Source organism: Microbacterium sp. CGR2, assembly GCF_003626735.1.
In the GTDB taxonomy this organism is placed as follows: Bacteria; Actinomycetota; Actinomycetes; order Actinomycetales; family Microbacteriaceae; genus Microbacterium.
In genome coordinates this window covers 982,433-1,006,916 of the sequence record NZ_RBHX01000001.1, presented here as the reverse complement: position 1 = coordinate 1,006,916, position 24,484 = coordinate 982,433, and the positions used below count along the sequence as shown (strand labels likewise).

Genomic DNA, 24,484 nt, shown 5'->3' with positions numbered 1-24,484 from the left:
GCTGCCCTCCGCTGTGGTCGAGTGGGAGTCCAGCGGCCCTACGCTGAAGTCATGCAGGCTGTGGACGCGCTCTCTCTCGTCGGTGAGGTGCTGTCCTGGTTCGGACTGGGAATCGGCATACCCGCACTGCTCTTCGCGGCGGTGGTCGGGGCGCTCGACGGGCGCTGGGACGAGATCGAGATCGCCGTCGTCGACCGCGACGGCTACTCGCTCGCCCGCTGGTTCGCGCAGGGCGACTTCCACGAACGACCGCTGCGGCGTTCGGAATCGCCCTACGCCGAGCCCGGATGGCACGCCGGGTTCGTCAGCTCGAACGACCCGCAGCGCGCTCGGCTGGGCGAGCCGCCGCATCTGCGACGTGTGCTCGTAACCCTCGGCATCGTGTTCTGCAGCGTGGGCGTTCTCGGGCTCATCGCCTCGCTGATGCCCCTGCTCTTCTGATCACGAGGCGCGGTCTGATCACGAGACTGCGGTCGGTCCCGCTCGCGGGGGAACCCGCCGGGCGTCCGTCGCGGAGGCGGTCTCGTCTTCTCCGAACCAGATCTTGATCGCGGCCCATGCGGAGGCGGCGATCGGCACGGCGATGACGGCACCGATGATGCCGCCGAGGATGGTCCCGATCGTCAGAGCGAGCAGAATCACGAGGGCGTGCAGCTTGAGCGACTTGCCCATCACGACCGGCTGCAGCAGGTCGCCCTCCAGCTGGTTGACCGCGATGACGACGATGATGACGATCAGAGCGACGACAGGCCCGTTGGCGACGAGAGCCACGAGAGCGGCGAGGATGCCGGCGACGGTGGCGCCGACGATCGGGATGAAAGCGCCGATGAACACGAGCACGGCGAGCGGCAGAGCGAGCGGTACCTGCAGGATCAGCAGCGCCGCTCCGATGACGATGGCATCCACTGCCGCCACGATCGCGGTGCCGCGAACATAACCACCGAGCACCTCGATGATTCGCGATCCCGCCTTCAGCGTCTTGCGCCGGGTGGAGCCCTGCAACCGCGCGGTCAGGAATGCCCAGATGCGATCACCGTCTTTGAGGAAGAAGAAGAGGATCACCACGACCAGCACCGACCCGGCGAGCACTTCGCCCACCGCGGTGACGCCGGCAAGTGCGCCGGAGCCGAACTCGCTCGTGGTGAAGAACCCGATGATGCCTTCTCGCACTTCGGTGATCTGATCCTGATCGATCGGGAGATTGAGGCCGGCGAACCACGTCTGCAGGTCCTCGAGACCCTCGCCCGCGCGGTCGACCAGCTCGCTCCACTGGGACCGGACGGCGAAGACGATCCCGGTGATCACCCCGCCCAAGATCACCAGGGCGCCGAGCAGTGCGATCCACGTACCCAGCGTCCTCGGGACGTTGCGACGGTGGAGGAAATTCACCAGCGGGCCCACCGCCGCAGCCATGATCAGGGCGATCAGGACGGGGATGACGACGAGCTTCAACTGCACCATCGCGTAGACGGCAGCGGTGGCCAGGATCAGGATCAGGATCACCTGCGCGCAACGGGCACCCACCCGGCCCAGAGAATCCGACCACACCCCCGGGGTCAGCTTCGTCTGAGTCTCAAGCCTGGGCGGCGTCCGTTTCCACATGGTTCGACTCTAGGGAGGGATGCCGAAAGAATCACCGGGTTGACAGCATCTGGGCCGTCTGCCGGGTCCGGGACTACGCCGGGAAGTTGCTGCGGAAGAGCCCGCGCGGATCCTGATCGGCCTTGATGCGACGCAGGCGTCCGATGCTCTCCTGAGGGAGCGCATCGGAGAGCCGCTCCGCGGGGTTCAGGAACGTCACGGGCTTCCGACCCGTCACCGGAAGGGCGTGGGCCACCAGCGCCTGCTTCTCGGTGATCTCGTCTGCCGACCCCGTCACGCCCGGAACGCCGAACAGGTACACCGCGAACGGGGCGGTGAGTGGCCCGTGCGGGGTGTCGGACGGCTGGGAGAAGGCGCCCCCGAGGTGTCTCACCTGGACGCTCATCAACGGCGCGATCGGCGACGAGAGCAGGGCCTCGACCGTGTCGTCGTCGAGGTTCTCGACGAGTTCGCCCCGGGAGAGGCCAGCCCCCGGGTCGGTCGGCTCTCCGGTGATGGTGCCGAGCTCGGCGACGCTCATCCGTCGGCGCGTGTCGGAGAGCGGAGCAGGGAGGGCGCCCAACGCCCCGAGGTGAGAACGCGCCTCTTCTTCTCCGCCCAGGTACGTGAGGTCGATCGCCACGAGCGGCTCTCCACCCGGGAAGTGCAGCAGTTCGAGCCACAGGGTGAGTTCGGGGGGTGCGGTACGTGTCGCCGCGCGGAACGCGTCGACAACGGCGCGCGCGTGCTCACCCGACCACAACAGACGACCACCGAAGACCTCGGGGGCGGGGTGGAGGTCGAGTTCCAGCGCGGTGACGATGGCGTAGTCCCCTCCCCCGCCGCGCAGCGCCCAGAACAGGTCCGGATCGCTGACCGCCGTGACCGTCCGCAGGCGAGCGTCAGCATCCACCACGTCGAACGCCCGCACACTGTCGGCGACCCAGCCGAATGCACGCCCGAACCAGCTCAACCCGCCGCCGAGAGCGACCCCGGTCACGCTGACCACCGCTGAGCTGCCTGGCAGTGCCGTGAGGCCGTGCTCGGCAGTCGCCTTCTGCAGTTGCCCCGACCGTACGCCGGCGCCGATCCGCGTCGTCTGCGCCTCGGCATCCACGTGGATCTCGTCGAGCAGTCCGGTGCGAAGGAGGATCGTATCCGTCGTACGACCGGAAGCGCCGTGCCCATTGGGCTGCGTCGCGATGGTGATGTTCGCCTCGTCGGCGAAGCGGACGAGCGCGACGACATCGTCGGCATCCACCGCTTCGACCACTGCCCGCACCCGCTGTTCCACGGCGCGATTCCACGGCAGACGGAGTTCATCGAACCCGGGGTCGCCCGGAAGCGTGACCTGTCCGCGGACGGCACGCCGCAGCGGTGAGAGATCGAGGGGGGATGAAGTCGATGCGATTCGCGCGTTCACGGGAATACCTTCCGGTCAGAGGATGCTGGAGTGGTCACGGGCGTCACGCCGATGCGAGAACGTCCTTCACTGATGAGTCGTTTCGGATGCACGAAACGTGACAGATCCGATCAGCACCGAGAGAATGAGTGCCCATGAGCGACGTCGCCACCCGCGGATCCCGGCTCGCGAGCGTCTTCGACGCTCAACGGCCCCGCCTCCGTGCCATCGCCTACCGGACGCTGGGCTCCTTCTGGGACGCGGACGACGCCGTGCAGGAGACCTGGCTGCGACTGGACCGGGCGGATGCCGATGAGATCGACAACCTCGATGCGTGGCTCACGACCGTCGTGTCGCGCGTGAGCATCGACATCCTCCGCGGGCGAGGGGCGCCACGCGACGAACTCGACGAAGACCTCCCCCTGCATGACGGCCACGAGGCAGACCCCGAGACGACCGCCGCCCGAAGCGAAGAGATCGGTCAGGCGATGCTCGTCGTCCTCGACTACCTGACCCCGCTCGAGCGGCTGTCATTCGTCCTCCACGACATGTTCGCGCTCTCCTACGACGACATCGCGCCCATCGTGGAACGCTCCCCCGCCGCGGCGCGGCAGCTGGCGTCACGAGCGCGGCGGCGGGTGCGGAGTGTCGACGTGAATGCTGAGCGGATGCAGCGGGCCGACGCGGTCACCGCCTTCCTCAAGGCCTCCCGCGAAGGGGACTTCGGCGAACTGCTCCAACTCCTCGACCCCGAGGTCGAACTTCGCGCGGACGCCGCCGTCATCTCCGCGGCATCCCCTTACGTCGATGCCGGAGCACCCCTGCTCGCACCTGTCGTTCGCGGCGCCGACGCCGTCGCCCGCGTGTTCGCGGGTCGCGCCGAGCAGGCGCGACTGGCTCTGATCGGCGGATGGCCGGGAGCGGTCTACGCGCCGGATGGCGAAGTGCACGCCGCGTACGTGATCCGGTTCAGAGACGGCAGGATCGTCGGCATGGAAGTCGTCGGAAATCCCGCCGACGTGCGCGAACTCGACATCACCATCTGACCCGACCTCGCCGAGCACATCGCGATCCTGCCGCGGTCACCGCAGTCGGTGGGTGCTCTGCCGCAGAAAGAGGGCGACAGCGAGCGCCCCGGCGAGCGCCAACCCGCCGTTCACCCAGATGGCCGCCGACACGCCCGCGAGGACTGCGTTCTCGGAGGCCACGGTGCTGCCCAGGACGACCGCAGCGAGTACTGCGCTCATGATCGGGGTGCCCAGCGTGATTCCGACCTGCTGGCTCATGGTCGTGAGGCCGGTGGCCAGGCCCTGCTCGTTCGCACCCAGGCCAGAGGTGGCGGTGACCATGAAACCGACGATGACGACGAGGTTGGCGACGCCTCCCACGAACGTGGCGCTCAGCACGAGCCAGATGGAGGCCGGGTCATCGGACAACAGCACCAGCGGCAGGGTCGACAGTCCTTGCACGACCAAACCACCGACGATCGCGGTCTTGCTGCTGAACCGCGCGATGATCCTCGGGCCGAGCAGTCCACCGATCACCGTTCCGACCCCGAGCACGGCAAACGAAAGGCCCGCCGCGAGAGGTGTGTAGTGCAGGACCTCCTGCAGGTAGATCGTCAGCAGGAACACGAGTGAGGTCTCGGTCGCGAAGGCCAGGAGACCTGCCGCATTTCCCCAGGAGACACTGGACCTGGTGAGGATGTCCAGCGGCACCAGCGGGAACGCCGCCCGGCGTTCCACGAGCACGAACGAGGCGAGCAGCACGGCGGCAGCGGCGAGCGATACCACCGTGCGCGGACTCGTCCAGGACTCCTCCGCGGCGGAGGTCAGACCGAACACGAGGGCGAGCAGACCCAGCGTCACCGTGATCGCACCGGGGACATCGAGTCTCGTGCGCGTGGTAGCGCGACTCTCGCGCAACACGACCGGTGCGACGATCAGTACCGCCAGGGCGATGGGCACGTTGATGAGGAAGGCCCAGCGCCAGGAGAGCAGGTCGGTGAGCAGGCCACCGAGGATGGCGCCGGTCGTGAAGCCGGCAGCCATGAGAGAGCCGTTGATGCCGAGTGCCCTGGCACGGGCTCTCCCCTCCGGGAACGCGCCGAGAAGAAGAGCGAGCGCAGCGGGGATGACGATGGCGGTGGCGAATCCTTGGGCGACTCGGGCGATCAGCAGCAGCTCGGGCGACGTGGCGAGGCCACCGGCGAGCGACCCGGCGCCGAGGAGCGCCATGCCGATGAGGAACATCCGCCGGCGACCGGCCAGATCGGCGACGCGACCCATCAACAGAGTGAAGCCCGCGGAGAAAAGTGCGAAAGCGGTGGCGATCCACTGCAGATTCTCCAGGGCGAACCCCACTTCGGCGCCGATGGTCGGAAGCGCGACGTTGAGGATCGAGAAGTCGACTGCCAGCGTGAAGCCGGCGGTGAGAAGGACGATCAGCGCGATGCGCTGTCGCCTCGACATCGTGGGTGTGTGCTCCGGCGACTGCTCATCGGCGGGGGACGCCGGGGCGGCGAATGCATCGGTGGTCATGAGAAGCCTCTCTTTCGTGACGACTTCTGCAACCATTCCGCTCCGCGCTCGTGGCAACGAGACCCGCTCATGGGTACCACTCGCAGGGATAGGCACATTGCCCGAGACGTGGAGCAGAATGAGGGCATGACGAACCAGAGCGAACTGGGGCAGTTCCTCCGCGTCCGACGAGCCGTGTTGCAGCCCGAGGATGTCGGGCTGACGGGGTACGGCATCCGACGCGTTCCCGGCCTGCGACGAGAAGAGCTCGCCATGCTCGCCGGCGTGAGCTCCACGTATTACACCCGCCTTGAGCAGGGACTCAGCGTCAACGCATCCGAATCCGTCATCTCCGCCATCGCCAGGGCGATGAACCTCACTGCCGACGAGCGCACCCACCTCATGGATCTGGCCAGACCTCAGGGCTCACCCCGACGAAAGGCAGCCGCCAGAGCCGACCATGCTCGGCCGGGCACCCTGCGCCTCATCCACTCGCTCCCCCACATTCCCGCCGTGATCATCGGACGTCGCAGTGAGGTTCTCGCGTGGAACGCGCTGGGCCATCGGCTCGTCGCCGGACACTTCGATGTCGACAGCCCGGACGGGCCCAACGACCGGCCCAACATGACCCGCATGATCTTTCTTGACGCACACACTCGTGAGCTGTACGGCCGCTGGGGCGAAGAGGCCGAACGTGCGGTCTCCTCGCTTCGCGTGCTCGCGGCAAAGAATCCCGATGACCCGGAGTTGGCCGCGCTCGTCGGCGAGCTGACCCTGAAGAGTCCGGAGTTCTGCGCGCTGTGGTCGCGGCATCCGGTCGCCGTCTGCGTGTCGGGCGTCAAACTGTTCCACCACCCCGACGTGGGCGACTTCGAGCTCGCGTTCGAAGTGCTCACTCCGCCGGATGATTCGCTGCACCGCGTGCTGTTGTTCACGCCAGAAGCAGGTTCACCGGCGGAAGAGGCGCTGCAGCTCCTGGGTCGAGACCTCCGCGAATCGGAAACGCTGACCCCATCTGCGGAGTTGTTAACACCTTTGTTAACAGGTGTGGAAACAGCGCCGTCTCGGGAGAAGAGCTGGAAGACCGGCCTGTGAACACCGGCCTCATGCACGACGCCCGGCGGCTGCGGGAAGCAGCGGCCGGGCGTCGTATCTGTGGAGCCTAGGAGATTCGAACTCCTGACATCCTGCTTGCAAAGCAGGCGCTCTACCAACTGAGCTAAGGCCCCGTGAGGGGTTTTTCTTGAGTTGAATGGTGGGGCTACCAGGACTTGAACCTGGGACCTCTTCATTATCAGTGAAGCGCTCTAACCGCCTGAGCTATAGCCCCGTCAACCTCCAAGACTTTACCGGAGAAAGACGGAAAATCCGAATCGAGCGCGAGGACCCTGGGAGAGTCCCCGCGCTCGGTCGCGCTCAGCGCCCAGGACGGATCGTCGCACTGCCCGCAGAAAGGCTCACGTCGATCGTGCGGTTCCCGCTTCCGGACTGGTCGACCTTCGCGTTGAGAGAGCCCGCACTCACGTCCTGCGTGATCAGGTATGACACATCCGGCACCGTCAGGTCCACTGATCCGGCACTCACATCGATGAGGGTCTGCGACGGCGGCGCACCCGTCAGCTCGACGTTGAGATCGCCTGCAGCGACGCCCAGAACGGCTTCATCGACCCCATCGAGCATGATGTCGGCGCGACCCGCGCTCATGTCGACATCGAGGCTCTCGGCGGCACCCTCCACATCGAGCGCTCCGGCGTTGACTTCGACCCCGAGGTGGTGGAACTCGCCGACGACATCGAGACTTCCGGCATCCAGACGCAGATCACCGTCGAGGCTCCCGTCACTCAGCCCCTCCGGCAGGGTGAGGACGGCTATCTCGTCGTCTTCGAACCAGTTGCCGAACCACCAGCCCCATGTGTCGGGGCTGCGGACGATCAGCTCGTCCCCGTCGGTCTCGAAGGTCCAGGCGGGACCACGTCCGTTCGTGATGGCGAGCTCCGCTTCATCCACGTCGCCGAACTCGATGCGCATGTCGCTCGCATCGACGTCCAGGTCGATCCCCGAGATGCCATCCATATCGATCGTCTGCGTCGACCCGGGCCGGCTCGAGCTGATGAGGTCACCGGCGGCAGCGGCCGCAGCGGCACCACCGGACCCCAGGAGGGCGATGCCGCCGACCACAGCGGTCAGCACAACGATCGCCGTCGTACCGGACGTTCCGCCGGAAGACGGACCTGACACGGCGGGCTGAGCGTACTGTGCCGGCGGCGTTCCCACGGGCGCTGCGGGTGCCGGCGGCGGGGGAGTGGGCGGCGTGTGCTCGCCCCGGAAGTCGTTCTGCTCGGTGGTCATCGTGCCACTCCTGTCTGGCCGGTCGGCGGCGTGGGGCCACCGTTGTTCTCGATGTGTGCGAGGGCGGCGAGCACACGGCGGTTACCCGATTCGCCCTGCTCGAAGCCCAGCTTCTGAAAGATGGACGTGATGTGCTTCTCCACGCTCGCCTCCGAGAGGAAGAGGAGAGCGGCGATCGCCTGATTGGACTTCCCTTCGGCGATCAATGCCAGGACGGTGCGCTCGCGCTCCGTAAGGCGCAGCATCCGATCGTCGCGATTACGCCGGGTGAGAAGCTGCGCGACGACCTCGGGGTCGAGCACGGTCGCTCCTTCGGAGATGCGCTGCACCGAGCCGAGGAATTCGGCCACGTCGGCGACGCGATCCTTCAGCAGATAACCGAGCGGACCGCCCTGAGCGGCGATCAGATCCGACGCGTATCGCTCTTCGACGTATTGGGAGAGCACGAGGATCGCGAGCGTCGGGTGGGTGGACCGCAGTCCGAGCGCGGCGCGGATCCCCTCATCGGTGAACGTGGGCGGGAGTCGAACGTCGAGGATGCAGAGCTCAGGATCCGTCGTCGCGACGGCCTCGGTGAGACCCTCGATGTCGGGAAGGGCGGCCACGACCTCATGCCCGGCGTCCTCCAGCAGACGGACGAGACCTTCGCGAAGGAGGACTGAGTCCTCGCAGATCAGGATGCGCACGGTACGTTCACCTCCAGAGACGTCGGTCCGCCGATCGGGCTGTCGAGCCGGAAGGTGCCGCCGGCCGCGAGGATGCGGTTGGCGATCCCATCGAGACCGCCGCCGGGCTGCACCTGCGCGCCGCCCATGCCGTTGTCTTCGACCCGTGCCCAGAGGGTGTTGCCCTCGCGCAGTCGGACCATCACTCTGGCCTCACTCGCCCGCGAGTGCTTCGCGGCGTTGGTGAGGGACTCGGCGATCGAGAAGTACACCGCAGCTTCCGCTTCGCGGCTGCACCGCCCGTCCATCCGGACATCGAGGTGCACGGGGATGTGCGAGCGTCCGGCGAGGGCCGACAGTGCCGCGTCCAGCCCCCGGTCGTCGAGCACCGAAGCATGGATTCCGCGGGCGAGCTGTCGCAGTTCGGTGATCGCGGCCTTGGTGGAGGTGTGCGCCTCGGAGATGAGCTCTTTGGCGGCATCCGGGTCGTTGTCGATCTTCTGCTGCGCGAGGCCGAGCGTCATGCCCACTGAGACCAGGCGCGGCTGGACCCCGTCGTGCAGGTCTCGTTCGATGCGGGTGCGCTCGACATCCGCGGCGCGCACCGCGCCCGCACGCTGAGCCGTGGTGGTCCGGACGCGCTCGGTCAGCTCTGCTTCGCGGCTGTGGACGACGATAGCCAGGGAGAGCGTGCGGTGAAGCAGAGCGAGGCCGAGGATGCCGGCCGCCGACGCCGCCAGACCCAGGATGCCGACGAGCGGCGCCCACTCCACGGCGATGTTGCCGCCGAACGGTCCCGACACCACGTCGGCGTCGGTCAGAGGCGCGAAGGCGATGAACACGGACCAGACCATGCTCCAGAAGAGACGGAGGACGATGGCACCCATGATCGCGACGATCGCGAAGTTGGCGACTGCGCGCCACATCCGGCCATCGATCGCCTGCCGTCCGAGCGACCGCAACCAGCCGCCGAATCCCGGGCGCTCGCGCGGCCGCAACCGCAGCGGAGCGATCGGCGTGCGGTAGAGCGCACCGACGCGGGCGATCTCGAACCAGCCGACGCCGAACAGCGCGTACACGAGGCCGACAAGAAGGACCAGGCCGATGCCGGCGGCGAAGAGAAGCCCGAGGCCGGTACCGAGAAGACCCCCGAGCATGGTGAAGATGATGCCGCCGATGACTCCGATGCCTGCCAGATGCAGGATCGTGAGGACGATGCGCAGCGGCGGTTTGGCGGCCGACTCCGGCTGCGTGGGCGCTGTCTGTGTGGTCATGGTTCCAAGGTGCGGGCGCGTGCATCGCCCCGACACCGAGGCAACCGGACTCTCGAGTTCGGGTTTTCCGGAAGGTCAGGAGACAGCGAAGGGGCGGATGCCGAAGCACCCGCCCCTCCGTTCGACTCGGTCAGTTCGACATGAAGCCGACGAGCAATCCGCCCGTGACCTTAACGGCCAGGTTGTAGATTCCGGCGATCACGGCGCCGAGCACGGTGAAGACGATGAGGTTGAGGATCGCGACGACGGCGGCGAACGCCATCACCTGCGGCAGACCGACGACCTCGGAGAGCGGGATCGCTCCGTCGGTGAAGCTGCGGACGAACTCGTCAGCGGTGGCCATGATGCCCGTCGCCTGCAGCACCAGGAAGATGAGGAAGAACGACACCATCGTGACGACCGCGAGGGCGACCGCGCCGAGGAAGGAGAGCTTCACGGCCGACCAGAAGTCGACGTACACCAGGCGCAGGCGGACCTGCTTGCCGCTGGTCTTGCGTGTGGACTTCTTCGCCAGCTTGTCGGCTACTGTGCTCATTCGTCCGTGCTTTCCTCAGGGGTCTGTGTCGTCTCGGTGGCCTCGTCGGAGTCCGTCTCGGCCTCGTCTTCTGCGAGGCCACGCTCACCGTTGCGGGCGATGGCGAGGATGCGGTCTGCTTCCGTCGTGCGTGCGAACACCACTCCCATGGTATCTCGGCCCTTCGCGGGCACCTCGGCCACGGCAGAGCGTACCACCTTGCCGCTGGAGAGAACCACCAAGACCTCGTCGTCATCCGAGACGATGAGACCGCCGGCGAGGGTGCCTCGCTCGTCGTGCAGCTTGGCCACCTTGATGCCGTATCCACCACGTCCTTGCACGCGGTATTCCTCGACGGCGGTGCGCTTCGCGTAGCCCCCGTCGGTGACCACGAACACGAACCGGCCCGGTACGGCTACGGATGCCGACAGCAGGCTGTCGCCCTCCCGGAACTTCATTCCCTTGACGCCGGCGGTCGCACGGCCGAGCGGGCGCAGCGCCTCATCGGTCGCACTGAACCGCACGGACATCCCGCGGCTGCTGATCAGGAGGATGTCTTCGGAAGCGTCGACCAGGAGTGCGCTGACCAGTTCGTCCTCGTCGTTCAGACGGATCGCGATCACGCCGCCCTGGCGGTTGGTGTCATAGGCATCGAGACGCGTCTTCTTCACCAGCCCGTCACGCGTCGCGAGGACGAGGTAGTCGGCGACCGCGTAGTCGCGGATGTCGAGAACCTGGGCGATGCTCTCGTCGGGCTGCAGAGCAAGCAGGTTCGCGACGTGCGTGCCCTTCGCATCACGACCCGCCTCCGGCACCTCATAGGTCTTCGCCCGGTACACGCGGCCCTTGTCGGTGAAGAAGAGCAGCCAGTGGTGGGTCGTCGTCACGAAGAAGTGCTCGACGATGTCGTCGGCACGCAGCTGAGCACCCTTGATGCCCTTGCCGCCACGGTGCTGGGAGCGGTAGTTGTCGCTGCGCGTGCGCTTGATGTAGCCCTCACGCGTGACGGTGACGACCATCTCCTCTTCGGCGATCAGGTCTTCCATCGACACGTCGCCGTCGAAGCCGTGCAGGATGTGCGTGCGGCGCTCATCGCCGAAGCGGTCGACGATCGCCGTGAGCTCCTCGCGGATGATCGTGCGCTGGCGCCCCTCGTCGGCGAGGATCGCCTTGTAGTCGGCGATCTGGATCTCGAGCTCGTTGGCCTGATCGATGACCTTCTGACGCTCCAGCGCGGCCAGGCGACGGAGCTGCATCTGCAGGATCGCGTCCGCCTGGATGTCGTCGATGTCGAGGAGCTTCTGCAGTCCTTCGTTCGCGTCCTGCGTGGTCTGTGAGCGACGGATGAGCGCGATGACCTCATCCAGCGCGTCGAGCGCCTTCAGGTACGCACGCAGGATGTGCATCCGCTTCTCAGCCTCGCTGAGGCGGAACTGCGTCCGGCGCACGATCACGTCGATCTGGTGAGCGATCCAGTTCGTGATGAAGCCGTCGATCGCCAGCGTGCGCGGCACGCCGTCGACGATGGCGAGCATGTTCGCGCCGAAGTTCTCCTGCAGCTGGGTGTGCTTGTACAGGTTGTTCAGCACGACCTTGGCGACAGCATCCCGCTTGAGGACGACGACGAGACGCTGACCCGTGCGGTCCGACGATTCGTCGCGGATGTCGGCGATGCCGGTGATCTTGCCGTCACGGGCGAGGTCACCGATCTTGACCGCCACGTTGTCGGGGTTCACCTGATAGGGGAGCTCGGTGATGACCAGGCACGTGCGGCCCTGGATCTCTTCGACGTTGACGACCGCGCGCATCGTGATCGAACCGCGGCCCGTGCGATATGCCTCTTGCACACCCTTGGTGCCGAGGATCTGCGCGCCCGTCGGGAAATCAGGACCGGGAACTCGGGCGATCAGACCGTCGAGCAGCTCTTCGCGGCTGATGCCGGGGTTGTCGAGCGCCCAGAGTGCCGCCTCCGAGATCTCGCGCAGGTTGTGCGGCGGGATGTTGGTGGCCATGCCGACCGCGATACCGACGGACCCGTTGACGAGCAGGTTCGGGAACCGAGCGGGGAGAACCGTCGGCTCCTGGGTCTGACCGTCGTAGTTGTCCTGGAAGTCGACGGTGTTCTCTTCGATGTCGCGCACCATCTCGAGCGCGAGGGCAGCCATCTTCGTCTCGGTGTAACGGGGAGCCGCGGCACCCATGTTGCCGGGGGAGCCGAAGTTGCCCTGACCCTGCGCCAGCGGATACCGCAGAGACCACGGCTGCACCAGGCGGACCAGCGCGTCGTAGATCGCGGAGTCGCCGTGCGGGTGGTACTGACCCATGACCTCGCCGACGACACGGGCGCACTTGGAGAACGAGCGGTCGGGACGGAAGCCGCCGTCGTACATGCCGTAGATCACACGGCGGTGCACGGGCTTCAGTCCGTCGCGCACATCCGGGAGGGCACGGCCGACGATGACGGCCATCGCGTAGTCGAGATAGCTGCGCTGCATCTCGGACTGCAGGTCGACCTGGTCGATCTTGCCGTGGTCGTGCTCAGGCTCGGGGCGTTGTTCGTCAGTCATAGTCAGTCTCTCGTTTATGAGGAGGTATCCACGTGTGGCGTCTCATCTCTTCGCTTCGCTCCTCGCTCGACGACCGGAGCAGAATCACGGTCGTTGAGCGAGCGAAGCGAGACGAAACGCATGTCAGATGTCGAGGAAGCGGACGTCCTTGGCATTGCGCTGGATGAAGCTGCGTCGAGACTCCACGTCTTCGCCCATCAGCACACTGAAGATCTCGTCGGCGGCCGCCGCATCTTCGATGGTCACCTGGCGGAGCGTGCGAGTGCTGTGGTCCATGGTGGTCTCCCACAGCTCCTTGGCGTTCATCTCGCCGAGACCCTTGTAACGCTGGATGCCTGCGTCCTTCGGGATGCGCTTTCCGTTGTCGAGCCCGTACTTGAGCAGAGCATCGCGCTCGGCGTCGCTGAAGACGTACTCGTGGGCGGAGTTCGTCCACTTCAGGCGGTACAGCGGCGGCATGGCCAGGTAGACGAAGCCGGCTTCGATGAGCCCGCGCATGTACCGGAACAGCAGGGTGAGCAGCAGCGTGGTGATGTGCTGACCGTCGACATCGGCATCCGCCATCAGCACGATCTTGTGATATCGCGCCTTCTCGATGTCGAATTCCTCGCCGATGCCCGTGCCGAAGGCCTGGATCATCGCCTGGACCTCTTTGTTGCCCAGCGCCTTGTCGAGACGCGCTCGCTCGACGTTGAGGATCTTGCCGCGGAGAGCCAGGATCGCCTGCGTGTGCGGATCGCGACCCTGCACGGCCGATCCGCCTGCGGAGTCACCCTCGACGAGGAAGATCTCACTGATCGACGGGTCTTTGCTCGTGCAGTCCTTGAGCTTGTCGGGCATCGCCGCAGACTCGAAGACGCTCTTGCGGCGAGCGGTCTCTCGCGCTTTGCGCGCGGCGAGACGCGCGGTCGCCGCATCGATCGCCTTGCGGATGACGTTCTTCGCCTGGATCGGGTTGCGCTCGAACCAGTCGCCCAGCTGATCGCCGACGACCTTCTGCACGAACGCCTTCGCCTCGGTGTTGCCGAGCTTGGTCTTGGTCTGACCCTCGAACTGCGGCTCGGCGAGCTTGATCGAGATCACCGCAGTGAGTCCCTCGCGCACATCGTCGCCGGAGAGGTTGTCGTCTTTCTCCTTGATGATGTTGTTCGCGCGTGCGTACTTGTTCACCAGGGTGGTCAGCGCCGCACGGAAGCCTTCCTCGTGGGTGCCGCCCTCGTGCGTGTTGATCACGTTCGCGTAGGTGAAGACGTTCTCGGTGTACGACGTGGTCCACTGCATCGCGATCTCGACCGAGATCTTCCGGACCGTGTCTTCGGAGGCGAAGTCGATGATCTCGTCGTTGACGACCTCGGCGTGACGAACCTTGTTGAGGTACTCCACGTAGTCGACGAGTCCGCGCTCGTAGAGGAAGATATCGCTGCGCTGCTGTTCGACGCCGGTGCCCTCTTCTTCGATGACCTCGGTGTGGCCTTCGCGCTCGTCATGCAGCTCGATGCGCAGGCCCTTGTTGAGGAATGCCATCTGCTGGAACCGGGTGCGCAGAGTCTCGTAGTCGAATTCGACGCCCTCGGTGAAGATCGTGGGGTCGGGCCAGAACGTGATGGTCGTCCCGGTCTCGTCGGTGGCTTCACCCTTCTCCAGCTCCTGCTGCGGCTGTCCGCCGTCGGCGAAGCTGTGGCGCCAGACGTGCCCCTGACGCTTGACCGCGATGTCGAAACGCGTGGAGAGCGCGTTCACGACGGAGGATCCGACGCCGTGCAGACCACCCGAGACCGCGTAGCCCCCGCCGCCGAACTTTCCGCCGGCGTGGAGAATCGTCAGGACGACCTCGACCGTCGACTTGGATGGGTCGGAGGAGTGCGGGTCGACCGGGATGCCGCGGCCGTTGTCGATCACTCGCACACCGCCGTCCTCGAGGAGGCTGACGATGATGGTGTCGCAGTAGCCGGCCATGGCCTCGTCGACGGAGTTGTCGACGATCTCCTGCACGAGGTGGTGCAGACCGCGCGGACCCGTCGACCCGATGTACATGCCGGGACGCTTGCGTACCGCCTCGAGGCCTTCGAGGATCTGGATCTCGTTGGCACCGTATTCGCCGGTCTGCTTCGCCTGCGGTGTCACGGATGTGGATTCGTTCTGAGAACCGTTCGCGGGGTTCCCTCCGTTGGTCGATTCCGTCTCGTCTGCGGGGGATTCAGGCGTCATCAGAGGGCATTCTCCACATCGATATCACGAACTCCCATTCTAGCCGGGTTTCGTCACGACATGCGGCTAAACGGCCGCGTGTGGCCCTCTGAGCGTTTCAGACCCCTTGCGTGGTGCCCTACCCGTAGGTATCGCGCGGGCCCCGTCCTGGAACGGCTCTGGGACCCCATTTCCACGACGGGACGTCGGGTCCGATGAAGCGGAGGTTCTCCACCCCGGCATCCGGGTAGCGTCGACCGATCTCCGTGAGGATCGTCGCACGCATGAACTGCAGGTTCTTCGCCCATGCGGTCGAATCGCATTTCACCGTGAGCAGACCGCGCTCAAGTGAAACCGGCTCGGAGTGCTTCGCCGTGTCTGCGCCCGCGAGATCGGCCCATTGCCGCACCAGATCTTCGCGCGCGAGAGTGATCTGCCAGCCCGAGTCGCGGCTGAGCCTGTCGAGCACGGCGCCCAAAGAGCCGGGATCGCGTCCTGGAGTGAACGGAGCATTGTCGTCATCGACGATGCGACGTTTGCGCTTCCACGAGGTCGAGCTCGGCTTCAATCCACGCAGGCGCAAGTAGGTCGCCACGGTCTCCGGTACGTCGGGTGTGGCGGGCTTCGGGGTCGGATCAGTCATCCGTTTCTCCCCCCCTCATCAGCCTTTGGTGTGCGTTCGTCGCGGATCGTGCCGGCGTCGATCTGCACGACGTGGGCGTGCAGAACCTCGGGGATGTCCTCCTCGACGGCAGCGGTGACGACCACCTGCTCGTACCCTGCGGTCAGACCGGCCAGCCGTTGGCGACGGTCGGCGTCGAGCTCGGCGAAGACGTCATCGAGGATGAGCACGGGGTCGCCCGCCGGGGACTCGCTTCGCAGAAGCTCTGCCGAGGCGAGCCGCAGCGCGAGCGCGATCGACCAGGACTCCCCGTGCGACGCGTATCCCTTGACCGGAAGATCACGCACCCGCAGCACCAGGTCGTCGCGGTGCGGGCCGGTGAGCGTGAGCCCTCTGTCGAGCTCTTTCGTCCGCTTCGCAGCCAGAGAAGCGCGGAACATCTCCGCGATGTGGCGAGTGCCGGCCTTGTCGGCATTCGGCCCGCTTTCCCGGTCGGTCTCGGTCGCGTGATCGGCATCCTCTCCGTCTTCAGGATCGCCACCGCTCACCGACAGCGCCCAGTCCAACTCGGGGCGGTGGTCGGCGCCGGCGATCGCCGCGTATGCATCGGACACCGGCTGCTGCAGATCGACGGCCAGGCGCTGACGTGCGGTGATGATCTCGGATCCCAGAGCGACGAGCTTCTCGTCCCACACCTCGAGCGTGCTCAGACCTTCACCGCGGATACCTCGTGCTCGCGCCGATTTGAGCAGTGCATTCCGCTGCTTGAGGACCCTGTCGTAGTCGCCGAGAACGGCAGCCAGACGCGGTGTTCTCTGGATGAGGAGCTGGTCGGCGAAACGGCGGCGAGCAGACGGGTCGCCTCGGACGATCTGGAGGTCTTCGGGAGCGAACAGCACCACGTGCGCATATCGCGGAAGCTCGTTGATCTTGGAGGGTGAACCGTTGATTCGGGCCTTGTTGGAACCCTGTCGGTTGACCTGTACCTCGACCAGCACGGTGCGCTCCCCATGAGCGAGCCGCGCGCGGATGATCGCATTCTCTTTTCCGTCGCGCACCATCGGTGCGTCTGTCGAGACCCGATGCGAGCCGAGCGTCGCAAGGAAGACGACGGCTTCGGCGAGATTCGTCTTGCCCTGCCCGTTACGACCGACCAAGACATTCGGACCGCGATGGAGCGCGAGTTCTGCGGTCGCGTAATTGCGGAAGTCGACCAGACTCAGGTGCTCCACGATCACGGGGTCAGCCTACCTTCGGGGTCGGACACTCCCCTGAGCGCACGACACGGACGGAGAGCCGTGCCGATCAGCGGAGGAGGAGGTTCGGCTGCAGCAGGTACTTGAACGAGTCCAGCCCCGCCTTGTCGACCGAGGTCTGGCTCGTGATCAGCACCGGGCTGAGCTTGTTCGCGTTGTCGCTCGAGGTGAAGGTCACTCGGACGAACTCGCTCTTTACCGCGCCGAGAGCCTCGATCAGGTACTGCGGGTTGAGGCCCAGGGTGACCTCTTCGCCGCCGGAAAGGATCGCGTCGACAGACTCCGATGCCCGGGCGTGCTCGCTGCCGGAAGCATCCATCGTGACGCTGTCGTTCGAGAAGGTGAAACGCAGGGGAGCAGCCCGGTCGAGGACGAGCGACACGCGACGGACCGCTTCGACCAGGTCTGCGGTGTTGACGACCGCGTAGTGATCGGTCTGCTCGGGGAACAGCCGTCGGACCGGCGGGAAGTTTCCTTTGATCAGCAACGACGTCACCGTCTTGTTCCCGGCGGTGAAGGCGATGATCTCGCGCTCGCCAGCCCCGGAGAACGCGATCTGAATCGTGCCGGCGTGTCCGAACGTCTTTCCGACCTCGACCAGGGTGCGCGCCGGGACGAGAGCATTCGCCTCGACGGCTTCGCCGTCCCACGGGACGTCGCGGATCGACACCCGGTAGCGGTCGGTGGCCACGAGGCTGAGGCTCTGGCCGGATACGGCGAGTTGGACACCGGTCAGCACGGGGGTGACGTCGTCGCGGGAAGCGGCGAAACCGACCTGGGCGATCGCGGTACCGAAGTCGTCGGCCGGGACGACACCCGACGAGCCGGAGACCTCGGGGATCGATGGGTATTCCTCGACCGGCATGGCGGCCAGCGTGAATCGGGCAGAGCCGCAGGTGACGGAGATTCCGCCGTCGTCTTCGACGGCGATCTCGATCGGAGCGTTCGGGAGTCGGCTGGCGATGTCCGAGAGCAACCGGCCGTGAACGAGGATCGTGCCCGGAGTGTCGACGGTGGCTTCGATGGTGGTGCGCGCCGAGGCTTCGTAGTCGAAGGCCGAGAGGGTCAGACCGGAACCGTCTGCCTCGATCAGAACTCCGGCGAGGATCGGCTGAGGGTTGCGCTGCGGCAGAAGCTTGACGACGAACGACACAGCCTCACTGAAGACATCGCGGTTGACCTGAAACCTCACGGGTGCTCCCTTGTCGTCGATCTGTGACTTGTCGTCGTCGGTCCTGCCGGTGCAGGGCTTCCCATGCTAGCCCCACAGTCCCGTCTCGCCCTACGTTCGAGGGTTTTGTCGTTCGTCCCTCGATTCTCCCCACCGTCTGGTGATCGGATCACCCTTGAATGACTTAACTCCTTAACGGTGTTAACCGCTGTGGATTCTGTGGATAAGTCGGTGGAAAGCAGGCGCGAGTAAGGAACTACACGGTTGTCACTTGTGGAATCCCTGAGGAATCCGCGGGTATACGGCATCCATCGATTCGGGGTACCTCCCGGAGTTATCCACAGGTTTCGTGGTTTGCCACACATCCGTCCCGATTTCGGAGGCATCCATCCACAAGTTATCCACATGTGCATAGAGGCATTTATCCGAGGCAGCGATCGCTGCCAGGGGACGGAGAAGGGGCCCGAAACACCCCTGGCGGATGCTCCGGGCCCCTTCTCGGACCGCTCGGGTTCAGCGCCGACCGAGCTGCGTCGTGATCTCGGTGACCTGGTTGTAGATCGACCTGCGCTCCTTCATGAGCTCACTGATCTTCTTGTACGCGTACATGACGGTCGTGTGGTCGCGGTTGCCGAACAACTGACCGATCTTCGGCAGAGACAGGCTCGTCCGCTCGCGGCACAGGTACATGGCGATCTGTCGCGCGGTCGCGATCTGCTGCGATCTGCTCGAGCCGTAGAGGTCGTCGACGGTGAGCTTGAAGTACTGCGCGGTGGCGGTGATGATGTCGGTCGGCGAGATGATGTTGTCCTCGGCCGTGTCGATGATGTCGCGGAGGACGGTCTGCGCCAGGGAGATGTCCAGGGCGGAACGGTTCAGGCTCGCGAAGGCGGAGACGCGGATCAGCGCTCCTTCGAGTTCGCGGATGTTCGAGGAGACGACCGTCGCGATGTACTCGAGCACTTCGTCGGGGATGTGCAGCGCTTCGCTCTGTGCCTTCTTGCGGAGGATGGCGATGCGTGTCTCCAGGTCGGGCGCCTGCACATCGGTGATGAGGCCCCACTCGAAGCGGCTGCGCATGCGATCCTCGAAGCCCGTCAGATGCTTGGGAGCGACGTCACTGGTGATCACCACCTGCTTGTTGTGATCGTGAAGTGTGTTGAAGGTGTGGAAGAAGGCTTCCTGCGTCTCGGCTCGCCCCTGAAGGAACTGGATGTCATCGATGAGGAGGATGTCGACGTCGCGGTAGCGGGCCTGGAACGCGGCACCACGGTTGTTGGCGATCGAGTTGATGAAGTCGTTGGTGAACTCCTCGCTCGACACATACCGGACCTTGACTCCTGCGTAGAGCGATTGGGCGTAGTCGCCGATCGCGTGGAGCAGGTGAGTCTTGCCCAGCCCCGAGTCGCCGTAGATGAACAGCGGGTTGTATGCCTTGGCCGGCGCCTCGGCGACCGCGACCGCAGCGGCGTGGGCGAAACGGTTGGACTGACCGATCACGAAGTTGTCGAAGGTGTACTTGGGGTTCAGCCGAGATTCGTGCCGCAGCTGCGTCGGCTGCTCCATGGGCGATTCGACGCGGATCTGCTCGTGCCGGCCGTAGTCGGCGACAGCCATGGGAGCTGCGGCCTGTTCGGCGAGCTCGTGATTGACGACCACGCGATACGACGTGACCTCTTCGCCGATATGGGAGAGAGCTTCCATGATCGGCAACCGCAGTCGCTTGTTGATCTGGGCTGCGGTGAGGTCATTCGGAACCTCGAGATAGAGCGTCGCGGACATCACGCCGGCCGGGACGGCGAGACTCAGGAAGCCCTGCAGCTGCGGCGTGACCCGGTCGTCATCGACCAGCAATTCCTGCACCGTGGTCCAGATGGGTACGTCAGGCTGGGCGGGTGAGGACATGACGCTCCGGAACGGGGGATCGAGGCGGGGTCGAGATGTCGTGCCCCCTGTGGATAACTTCGGTTGCCACGGTAGTCACCGCGGCTGTGAACGGCAAGCCGCCCTAGAGAATCCTCGCGCGTGTTGTGTACGCCGACAGCCGGTCGGTTGTGGATAATGGCTGTGCGGTCCGCACCGGGCGTGGTTCCTGTGAGCGCGCAGATTTGCTCTGTGCGCCGCAAAGACGTACCCTAAGTCGGTTGACTTATGCCATTTTTGGCAGTTCCCCATGTCTCCGGTCGCAGTGAACCCGGTGGCAGTATTCCCGGAGTGATTCCATGTCGAAGCGTACTTTCCAGCCCAACAACCGTCGTCGCGCCAAGAAGCACGGATTCCGTGCCCGCATGCGTACGCGTGCCGGCCGCGGCATCCTTGCTGCTCGCCGCGCGAAGGGCCGCACCGAGCTCTCTGCGTAGTCCGCTGTGCTCGCCCGCCCGTATCGGTTGACCCGCGGGAGCGACTATCGCCTGGTCGTTCGTCGCGGTTCCCGTTGTGGCGGGTCGCGGGTACTCACGTCGATGCTTTCGACGGGCGAGAACAGGGCCGCGAGATTCGGTTTCATCATCAGCAAGCAGGTAGGCACCGCTGTGGTGCGCAACACGGTACGTCGACGGCTGAAGGCCGTCTGCGCCGAAGCGCTCCCGACGGTTCCGAAGGGCACGGATGTCGTCATCCGTGCCCTTCCTGCGTCCGCAACCGCGTCGTTCGCTGAACTGCGCGCGGACGTGACGCGGTGTCTGAGCAGACTCTCGCCGGTTTCCGCTGCGAGCACTCCGTGACCGCGCTGCCGGCGTCCTCGATCGGGACGGCGCGGATGCAGTCGCGGGATCTGTTGCGCAGCATCCCGCTGGTACCCCGCAATCTCGTCCTCGGCTTTCTGGCCGGATACCGCAGGGTCATCTCTCCGCTGTATGGAGACGTCTGTGCGTACTATCCCTCTTGCTCCGCTTACGCTGTAGGTGCGGTGCAGCAGCACGGTGCCGTGCGGGGGACCATAGCCTCCGCCTGGCGCATCCTCCGCTGCAATCCCTGGAGCCACGGCGGCGTCGATGACGTCCGTCCGCACGAACACTTCCGCTACGACCTGACTGCTCACGGTTTCGTCGTCCCTTCCCGAAAGGACTGATCGGTGGGTCTTGACCTTCTGCTCGCCAGCAACACTCCGAGCCCCGATGCAGGGGGTGGGTTCGACCTGATCGGCACCATCCTCTGGCCGCTGAAGTGGGTCGTCGAGCTCATCCTCGTCGCCTGGCATGCGCTGTTGACTGCGGTCGGCATGCCCGCCGCCTCCGGCCTCACCTGGGTTCTGTCGATCGTCGGACTCGTGATCGTCGTCCGTGCTGCGCTGATTCCGCTCTTCGTCAAGCAGATCAAGAGCCAGCGAAAGATGATGGAAATCGCTCCTGAACTCCGTAAAGTTCAGGAGAAGTATCGCGGTAAGAAGGATCAGCTCTCTCGTGAGGCCATGAGCCGCGAGACCATGGCGCTGTATAAGAAGCACGGCACGACGCCGATGTCGAGCTGCCTTCCGCTCTTGGTGCAGATGCCGATCTTCTTCTCGCTGTTCAGCGTGCTGAGCGACGTGAAGAAGCACGCCGAGAACGGTGTCGGTGGAGTGGGGCTCATGAGCCCCGAGCTCACCCAGGAGTTCTACGACGCCAAGCTGTTCGGCGTCGCGTCTCTGCATGAGACACTCGGTGACGCTGTCGACGCGCAGAACACCACCGCGATCGTCATCCTGGTCACGCTCGTCGTACTCATGATCGGCTCGCAGTTCTTCACTCAGCTGCAGATCATCTCGAAGAACCTGTCGCCCGAGGCCAAGACCGGCCAGGCGTACCAGATGCAGAAGATCATGCTCTACGTGCTGCCGCTGGGCTTCATCTTCTCGGGTATCTTCTTCCCGCTCGGCGTCGTCGTGTACTGGTTCATCTCGAACCTCTGGACCATGGGTCAGCAGTTCCTCGTCATCCGTGAGATGCCGACACCCGGCTCCGAGGCCGCCAAGGCGCGGGAAGAGCGCCTCGCTCGCAAGGGCAAGGCCATCGACTCGTCGGGCAAGGTCGTCCCGATGGCGGCGTACGAAGCGGAGCAGCAGCGTCTGCTCGAAGAAGCCGAGAAGGCAAAGGCTCAGGCACCGAAGCGTCAGCAGCCGGTGGGCAAGAAGCGCGCGAAGAAGAAGGGGACCGGTTCATGAGCGAGGTAGTGACCGAATCCAGCGAACCCACGGTGGCTCAGCTCGAGAACGAGGGCGACATCGCCGCTGACTATCTCGAAGAGCTGCTCGACATCGCAGACATCGATGGCGACCTGAACTTGGATGTTCGTCAAGGCCGCGCATACGTGTCGGTCGAAGCGGAGGGTGACGGGCTCGCACTCCTGTCGGCTCCCGACACCGTGCAGGCTCTGCAAGAGCTGGTGCGCCTGGCCGTGCAGAACAAGACCGGTGGATTCTCCCGGTTGATCCTCGACATCGGTGGATCGCGTGACGTGCGACGTCGTCAGCTGGAGACGCTGGTGGATGCCGCGGCCGCCAAACTCGATGAGGGGTCGTCACAGGCGTCGCTTCCGTCGATGTCGAGCTACGAGCGGAAGCTTGTGCACGATATTGCGGCCGATCGTGGCCTCGTGTCGGAGTCGTACGGTGAAGGTGCAGACCGGCACACGGTGCTCCGTCGTCGCTGATGTTTCACGTGAAACGTAGTTCGACGGACGGCGTGTTCCGCGATGACGACTGACCTTGAGACCGAACCCGATGTTGCGACCGATCTCTTCGGCGATCGCATCGAGATGGCTCGCGCTTTCACAGAAGCTCTCGCCCGGGAGGGGGAGGAGCGCGGCCTGATCGGTCCGTTGGAGCTTCCTCGGCTGTGGACGCGTCATATTCTGAACAGCGCGATTGCCGCACCTCTTTTTCGTGGGTCCGTCGCAGATATCGGATCGGGCGCCGGACTGCCCGGACTCGTCCTGGCAATCGCGCGTCCTGACATTCGATTGACCCTGGTCGAGCCGATGGAGCGCCGGGTCACCTGGCTCACTGAGCAGGTTCGGGCTTTGAATCTCGAGAATGTGGTCGTTGTGCGGTCCCGCGCGGAGGATGTCCGGCCGCTGGCGGGATACGACATCGTCACTGCCCGGGCCGTCAGCGCTCTGCGGACCCTGATCCCTCTGACTGCCCCGCTGGTGCGGGATGGTGGGGAACTCACGCTACTGAAGGGCTTGAACGCCTCGAATGAGATCGACGCGGCGCAGAAGCAGATCAAGAAGTTCCGATTGACGAACGTGCGGGTCGAGGTCTTGGGCGAAGGAATCATGGCGGAGACCACGCGAGTTGTTCGGGCGACCGTTCGATAGTCCCGCGCTCAGGATGTTTCACGTGAAACATTGAGCTGGACGCGGCTGCGTCCAGCTGGACGGCTTCCATGGTTGCCACGAGGCGATGTCCGGATATGAGCGACAAGTTGCGCGGGTGTCCATGCGTGCCTCTCGAGTTACGCGGCTGCGGACGACGTGATTTGTTCGGTAGGTCATCCGCGGTAGCCATGCCGTGTGTGCGGCGTCGACCGCGGGAGTCAGCGCGGCGACAGTTCGCCAATGAGAGGTTTTCCCCGGACGATGTTTCACGTGAAACTCTCTGGGACGCGTCGGCGACAGCGTCGATCACTGAATGCTGTCATCTCGACCGCGCGGGTGCAGGTACCACCAGCCCACGTGGCCACCCGGGCCCGATCTCTGGTCGCGGGGCCGGCGCCCGAGAAGATGCCGTAAGGAGTGCGCCCATCGAGAGAGCGCACGGGTGATTGGATGGTGGTTGTGCAGTGGAGTCTCAGAGAGAGCGTGCAGGCAGACGCGGAATGGATCGCTGAGCTTCGCGCCGAGGTGATGCGCCCCGACCTCAAGCGGTTGGGAAGGTACGACCCGGTCAGGGTCCGCAGGCGGTTTCTGGACGCCTTCGTGCCGAGAAACACGCGAATCATCTGCGTCGATGGCCAGGATGTTGGTTCAATCGCCGTACGGCGAGAGGCGGACTGCTTCTGGATCGAGCATTTCTACCTGGACCCTCCGACGCAAGGGAGGGGAGTCGGCCGCCAAGTGCTGATGCACGCCCTCGACAGTGGTGGTGGCGACATGTCGTTCCGACTTCATGTTCTGCAAGGGAGCCGTGCCCGGCGTCTTTATGAAGACCAAGGATTCACCGCCGAGGATGAGGACTCGGTCGATGTGTACATGATTCGCCGCCCTCGCGCTCCCGCACGCCGGAGATCGACGGGGGCAATCTCCTGAACCAGCCCCTTTGGTTGGCGCAATCACAGGCGCCGCGGGGTTCTTCGCGTGACGCTCGCCCCGTCCCTTGCTCGAATGCTGCAGTCGCTGGTGAGCACGAGAGATCACGCGTGATGCGGTTGAGCGCTGCACCCGGTGTCGCGAACTCA

The 24,484-nt window shown here is 65.2% G+C and carries 23 protein-coding genes and 2 tRNA genes; 10 read left to right on the top strand and 15 right to left on the bottom strand.

Translation table 11 applies throughout. From position 1 onward, the window contains the following. Nucleotides 1–51: 51 nt before the first annotated feature. Complete coding sequence (locus D7252_RS05120) at nt 52–441, top strand: hypothetical protein (protein ID WP_120774398.1); 390 nt, start codon at nt 52–54, stop codon at nt 439–441. 18 nt (nt 442–459) lie between these two features. Here D7252_RS05120 and D7252_RS05115 read toward each other — a convergent pair whose 3' ends face one another. Further along, nucleotides 460–1,602, bottom strand: coding sequence for an AI-2E family transporter (locus D7252_RS05115; RefSeq protein ID WP_120774397.1), 1,143 nt, complete (start codon nt 1,600–1,602; stop codon nt 460–462). 73 nt (nt 1,603–1,675) lie between these two features. Further along, nucleotides 1,676–3,004, bottom strand: a complete 1,329-nt coding sequence (locus D7252_RS05110) for an FAD-binding oxidoreductase (RefSeq protein WP_215110898.1) — start codon at nt 3,002–3,004, stop codon at nt 1,676–1,678. Between the two features lie 134 nt (nt 3,005–3,138). Here D7252_RS05110 and D7252_RS05105 point away from each other — a divergent pair, with 134 nt between their 5' ends. Next, nucleotides 3,139–4,029, top strand: a complete 891-nt coding sequence (locus tag D7252_RS05105; protein WP_120774396.1) for a sigma-70 family RNA polymerase sigma factor — start codon at nt 3,139–3,141, stop codon at nt 4,027–4,029. Between the two features lie 36 nt (nt 4,030–4,065). Here D7252_RS05105 and D7252_RS05100 read toward each other — a convergent pair whose 3' ends face one another. Beyond that, complete coding sequence (locus tag D7252_RS05100) at nt 4,066–5,523, bottom strand: MFS transporter (RefSeq protein WP_374225761.1); 1,458 nt, start codon at nt 5,521–5,523, stop codon at nt 4,066–4,068. A 126-nt stretch (nt 5,524–5,649) separates the two neighbouring features. On the opposite strand from D7252_RS05100, the gene D7252_RS05095 reads away from it, so the two are divergent. Continuing rightward, nucleotides 5,650–6,597 (top strand): helix-turn-helix domain-containing protein, encoded by a 948-nt coding sequence (locus D7252_RS05095; protein WP_120774395.1) that lies wholly within the window; start codon nt 5,650–5,652, stop codon nt 6,595–6,597. Nucleotides 6,598–6,658: 61 nt separating this feature from the next. On the opposite strand, the gene D7252_RS05090 is transcribed toward D7252_RS05095, so the two are convergent. The 12 genes from D7252_RS05090 to dnaA all read right to left on the bottom strand — a co-directional run bounded on the left by D7252_RS05090 (nt 6,659) and on the right by dnaA (nt 19,889). Beyond that, nucleotides 6,659–6,731: transfer RNA gene (locus tag D7252_RS05090), tRNA-Ala, on the bottom strand. Between the two features lie 24 nt (nt 6,732–6,755). After that, nucleotides 6,756–6,832, bottom strand: a tRNA-Ile gene (locus tag D7252_RS05085). An 86-nt stretch (nt 6,833–6,918) separates the two neighbouring features. Then, entirely contained in the window at nt 6,919–7,851 is a 933-nt protein-coding gene (locus tag D7252_RS05080) for a DUF4097 family beta strand repeat-containing protein (protein WP_120774394.1), read from the bottom strand. After that, the gene (locus tag D7252_RS05075) at nt 7,848–8,537 is read right to left on the bottom strand and encodes a response regulator transcription factor (protein WP_120774393.1); all 690 of its coding nucleotides are present in this window, start codon (nt 8,535–8,537) and stop codon (nt 7,848–7,850) included. The genes D7252_RS05080 and D7252_RS05075 overlap by 4 nt, the downstream gene beginning before the upstream one ends. Next, entirely contained in the window at nt 8,525–9,790 is a 1,266-nt protein-coding gene (locus tag D7252_RS05070; protein WP_120774392.1) for a sensor histidine kinase, read from the bottom strand. The genes D7252_RS05075 and D7252_RS05070 overlap by 13 nt, the downstream gene beginning before the upstream one ends. A 130-nt stretch (nt 9,791–9,920) precedes the next feature. Further along, the gene (locus tag D7252_RS05065) at nt 9,921–10,325 is read right to left on the bottom strand and encodes a DUF3566 domain-containing protein (protein ID WP_120774391.1); all 405 of its coding nucleotides are present in this window, start codon (nt 10,323–10,325) and stop codon (nt 9,921–9,923) included. Next, a complete protein-coding gene (gene gyrA / locus D7252_RS05060; RefSeq protein WP_120774390.1) occupies nt 10,322–12,871 on the bottom strand; it encodes a DNA gyrase subunit A in 2,550 nt (849 codons plus the stop codon). Before gyrA ends, D7252_RS05065 begins: the two co-directional genes overlap by 4 nt. Nucleotides 12,872–12,994: 123 nt before the next feature. Then, nucleotides 12,995–15,079: a DNA topoisomerase (ATP-hydrolyzing) subunit B gene (gene gyrB / locus D7252_RS05055; RefSeq protein WP_183055179.1), complete on the bottom strand. Its 2,085-nt coding sequence runs from the start codon at nt 15,077–15,079 to the stop codon at nt 12,995–12,997. A gap of 118 nt (nt 15,080–15,197) precedes the next feature. Continuing rightward, nucleotides 15,198–15,701: a DUF721 domain-containing protein gene (locus D7252_RS05050; protein ID WP_120774389.1), complete on the bottom strand. Its 504-nt coding sequence runs from the start codon at nt 15,699–15,701 to the stop codon at nt 15,198–15,200. Further along, nucleotides 15,698–16,918, bottom strand: a complete 1,221-nt coding sequence (gene recF / locus D7252_RS05045; protein WP_120774388.1) for a DNA replication/repair protein RecF — start codon at nt 16,916–16,918, stop codon at nt 15,698–15,700. The genes D7252_RS05050 and recF overlap by 4 nt, the downstream gene beginning before the upstream one ends. A gap of 67 nt (nt 16,919–16,985) precedes the next feature. Further along, nucleotides 16,986–18,128 carry a DNA polymerase III subunit beta gene (gene dnaN / locus D7252_RS05040; protein ID WP_120774387.1) on the bottom strand — a complete coding sequence of 381 codons (1,143 nt, stop codon included), beginning with the start codon at nt 18,126–18,128 and terminating at the stop codon, nt 16,986–16,988. A gap of 492 nt (nt 18,129–18,620) precedes the next feature. After that, nucleotides 18,621–19,889, bottom strand: coding sequence for a chromosomal replication initiator protein DnaA (gene dnaA / locus D7252_RS05035; protein ID WP_374225783.1), 1,269 nt, complete (start codon nt 19,887–19,889; stop codon nt 18,621–18,623). A gap of 440 nt (nt 19,890–20,329) precedes the next feature. Between dnaA and rpmH the strand changes: the two genes are divergently transcribed. The 7 genes from rpmH to D7252_RS05000 all read left to right on the top strand — a co-directional run bounded on the left by rpmH (nt 20,330) and on the right by D7252_RS05000 (nt 24,335). Next, nucleotides 20,330–20,467 (top strand): 50S ribosomal protein L34, encoded by a 138-nt coding sequence (gene rpmH / locus D7252_RS05030; protein WP_013584598.1) that lies wholly within the window; start codon nt 20,330–20,332, stop codon nt 20,465–20,467. 6 nt (nt 20,468–20,473) lie between these two features. Beyond that, entirely contained in the window at nt 20,474–20,830 is a 357-nt protein-coding gene (gene rnpA, locus D7252_RS05025; RefSeq protein ID WP_120774385.1) for a ribonuclease P protein component, read from the top strand. Then, complete coding sequence (gene yidD, locus D7252_RS05020; RefSeq protein WP_120774384.1) at nt 20,827–21,177, top strand: membrane protein insertion efficiency factor YidD; 351 nt, start codon at nt 20,827–20,829, stop codon at nt 21,175–21,177. The genes rnpA and yidD overlap by 4 nt, the downstream gene beginning before the upstream one ends. A 3-nt stretch (nt 21,178–21,180) precedes the next feature. Beyond that, the gene (yidC, locus tag D7252_RS05015) at nt 21,181–22,248 is read left to right on the top strand and encodes a membrane protein insertase YidC (protein WP_120774383.1); all 1,068 of its coding nucleotides are present in this window, start codon (nt 21,181–21,183) and stop codon (nt 22,246–22,248) included. Then, nucleotides 22,245–22,736 carry a R3H domain-containing nucleic acid-binding protein gene (locus D7252_RS05010; protein ID WP_120774382.1) on the top strand — a complete coding sequence of 164 codons (492 nt, stop codon included), beginning with the start codon at nt 22,245–22,247 and terminating at the stop codon, nt 22,734–22,736. Before yidC ends, D7252_RS05010 begins: the two co-directional genes overlap by 4 nt. A 42-nt stretch (nt 22,737–22,778) precedes the next feature. After that, nucleotides 22,779–23,405, top strand: a complete 627-nt coding sequence (gene rsmG / locus D7252_RS05005) for a 16S rRNA (guanine(527)-N(7))-methyltransferase RsmG (RefSeq protein ID WP_120774381.1) — start codon at nt 22,779–22,781, stop codon at nt 23,403–23,405. A 450-nt stretch (nt 23,406–23,855) separates the two neighbouring features. Beyond that, nucleotides 23,856–24,335, top strand: coding sequence for a GNAT family N-acetyltransferase (locus D7252_RS05000; protein ID WP_183055178.1), 480 nt, complete (start codon nt 23,856–23,858; stop codon nt 24,333–24,335). Nucleotides 24,336–24,484: the final 149 nt, after the last annotated feature.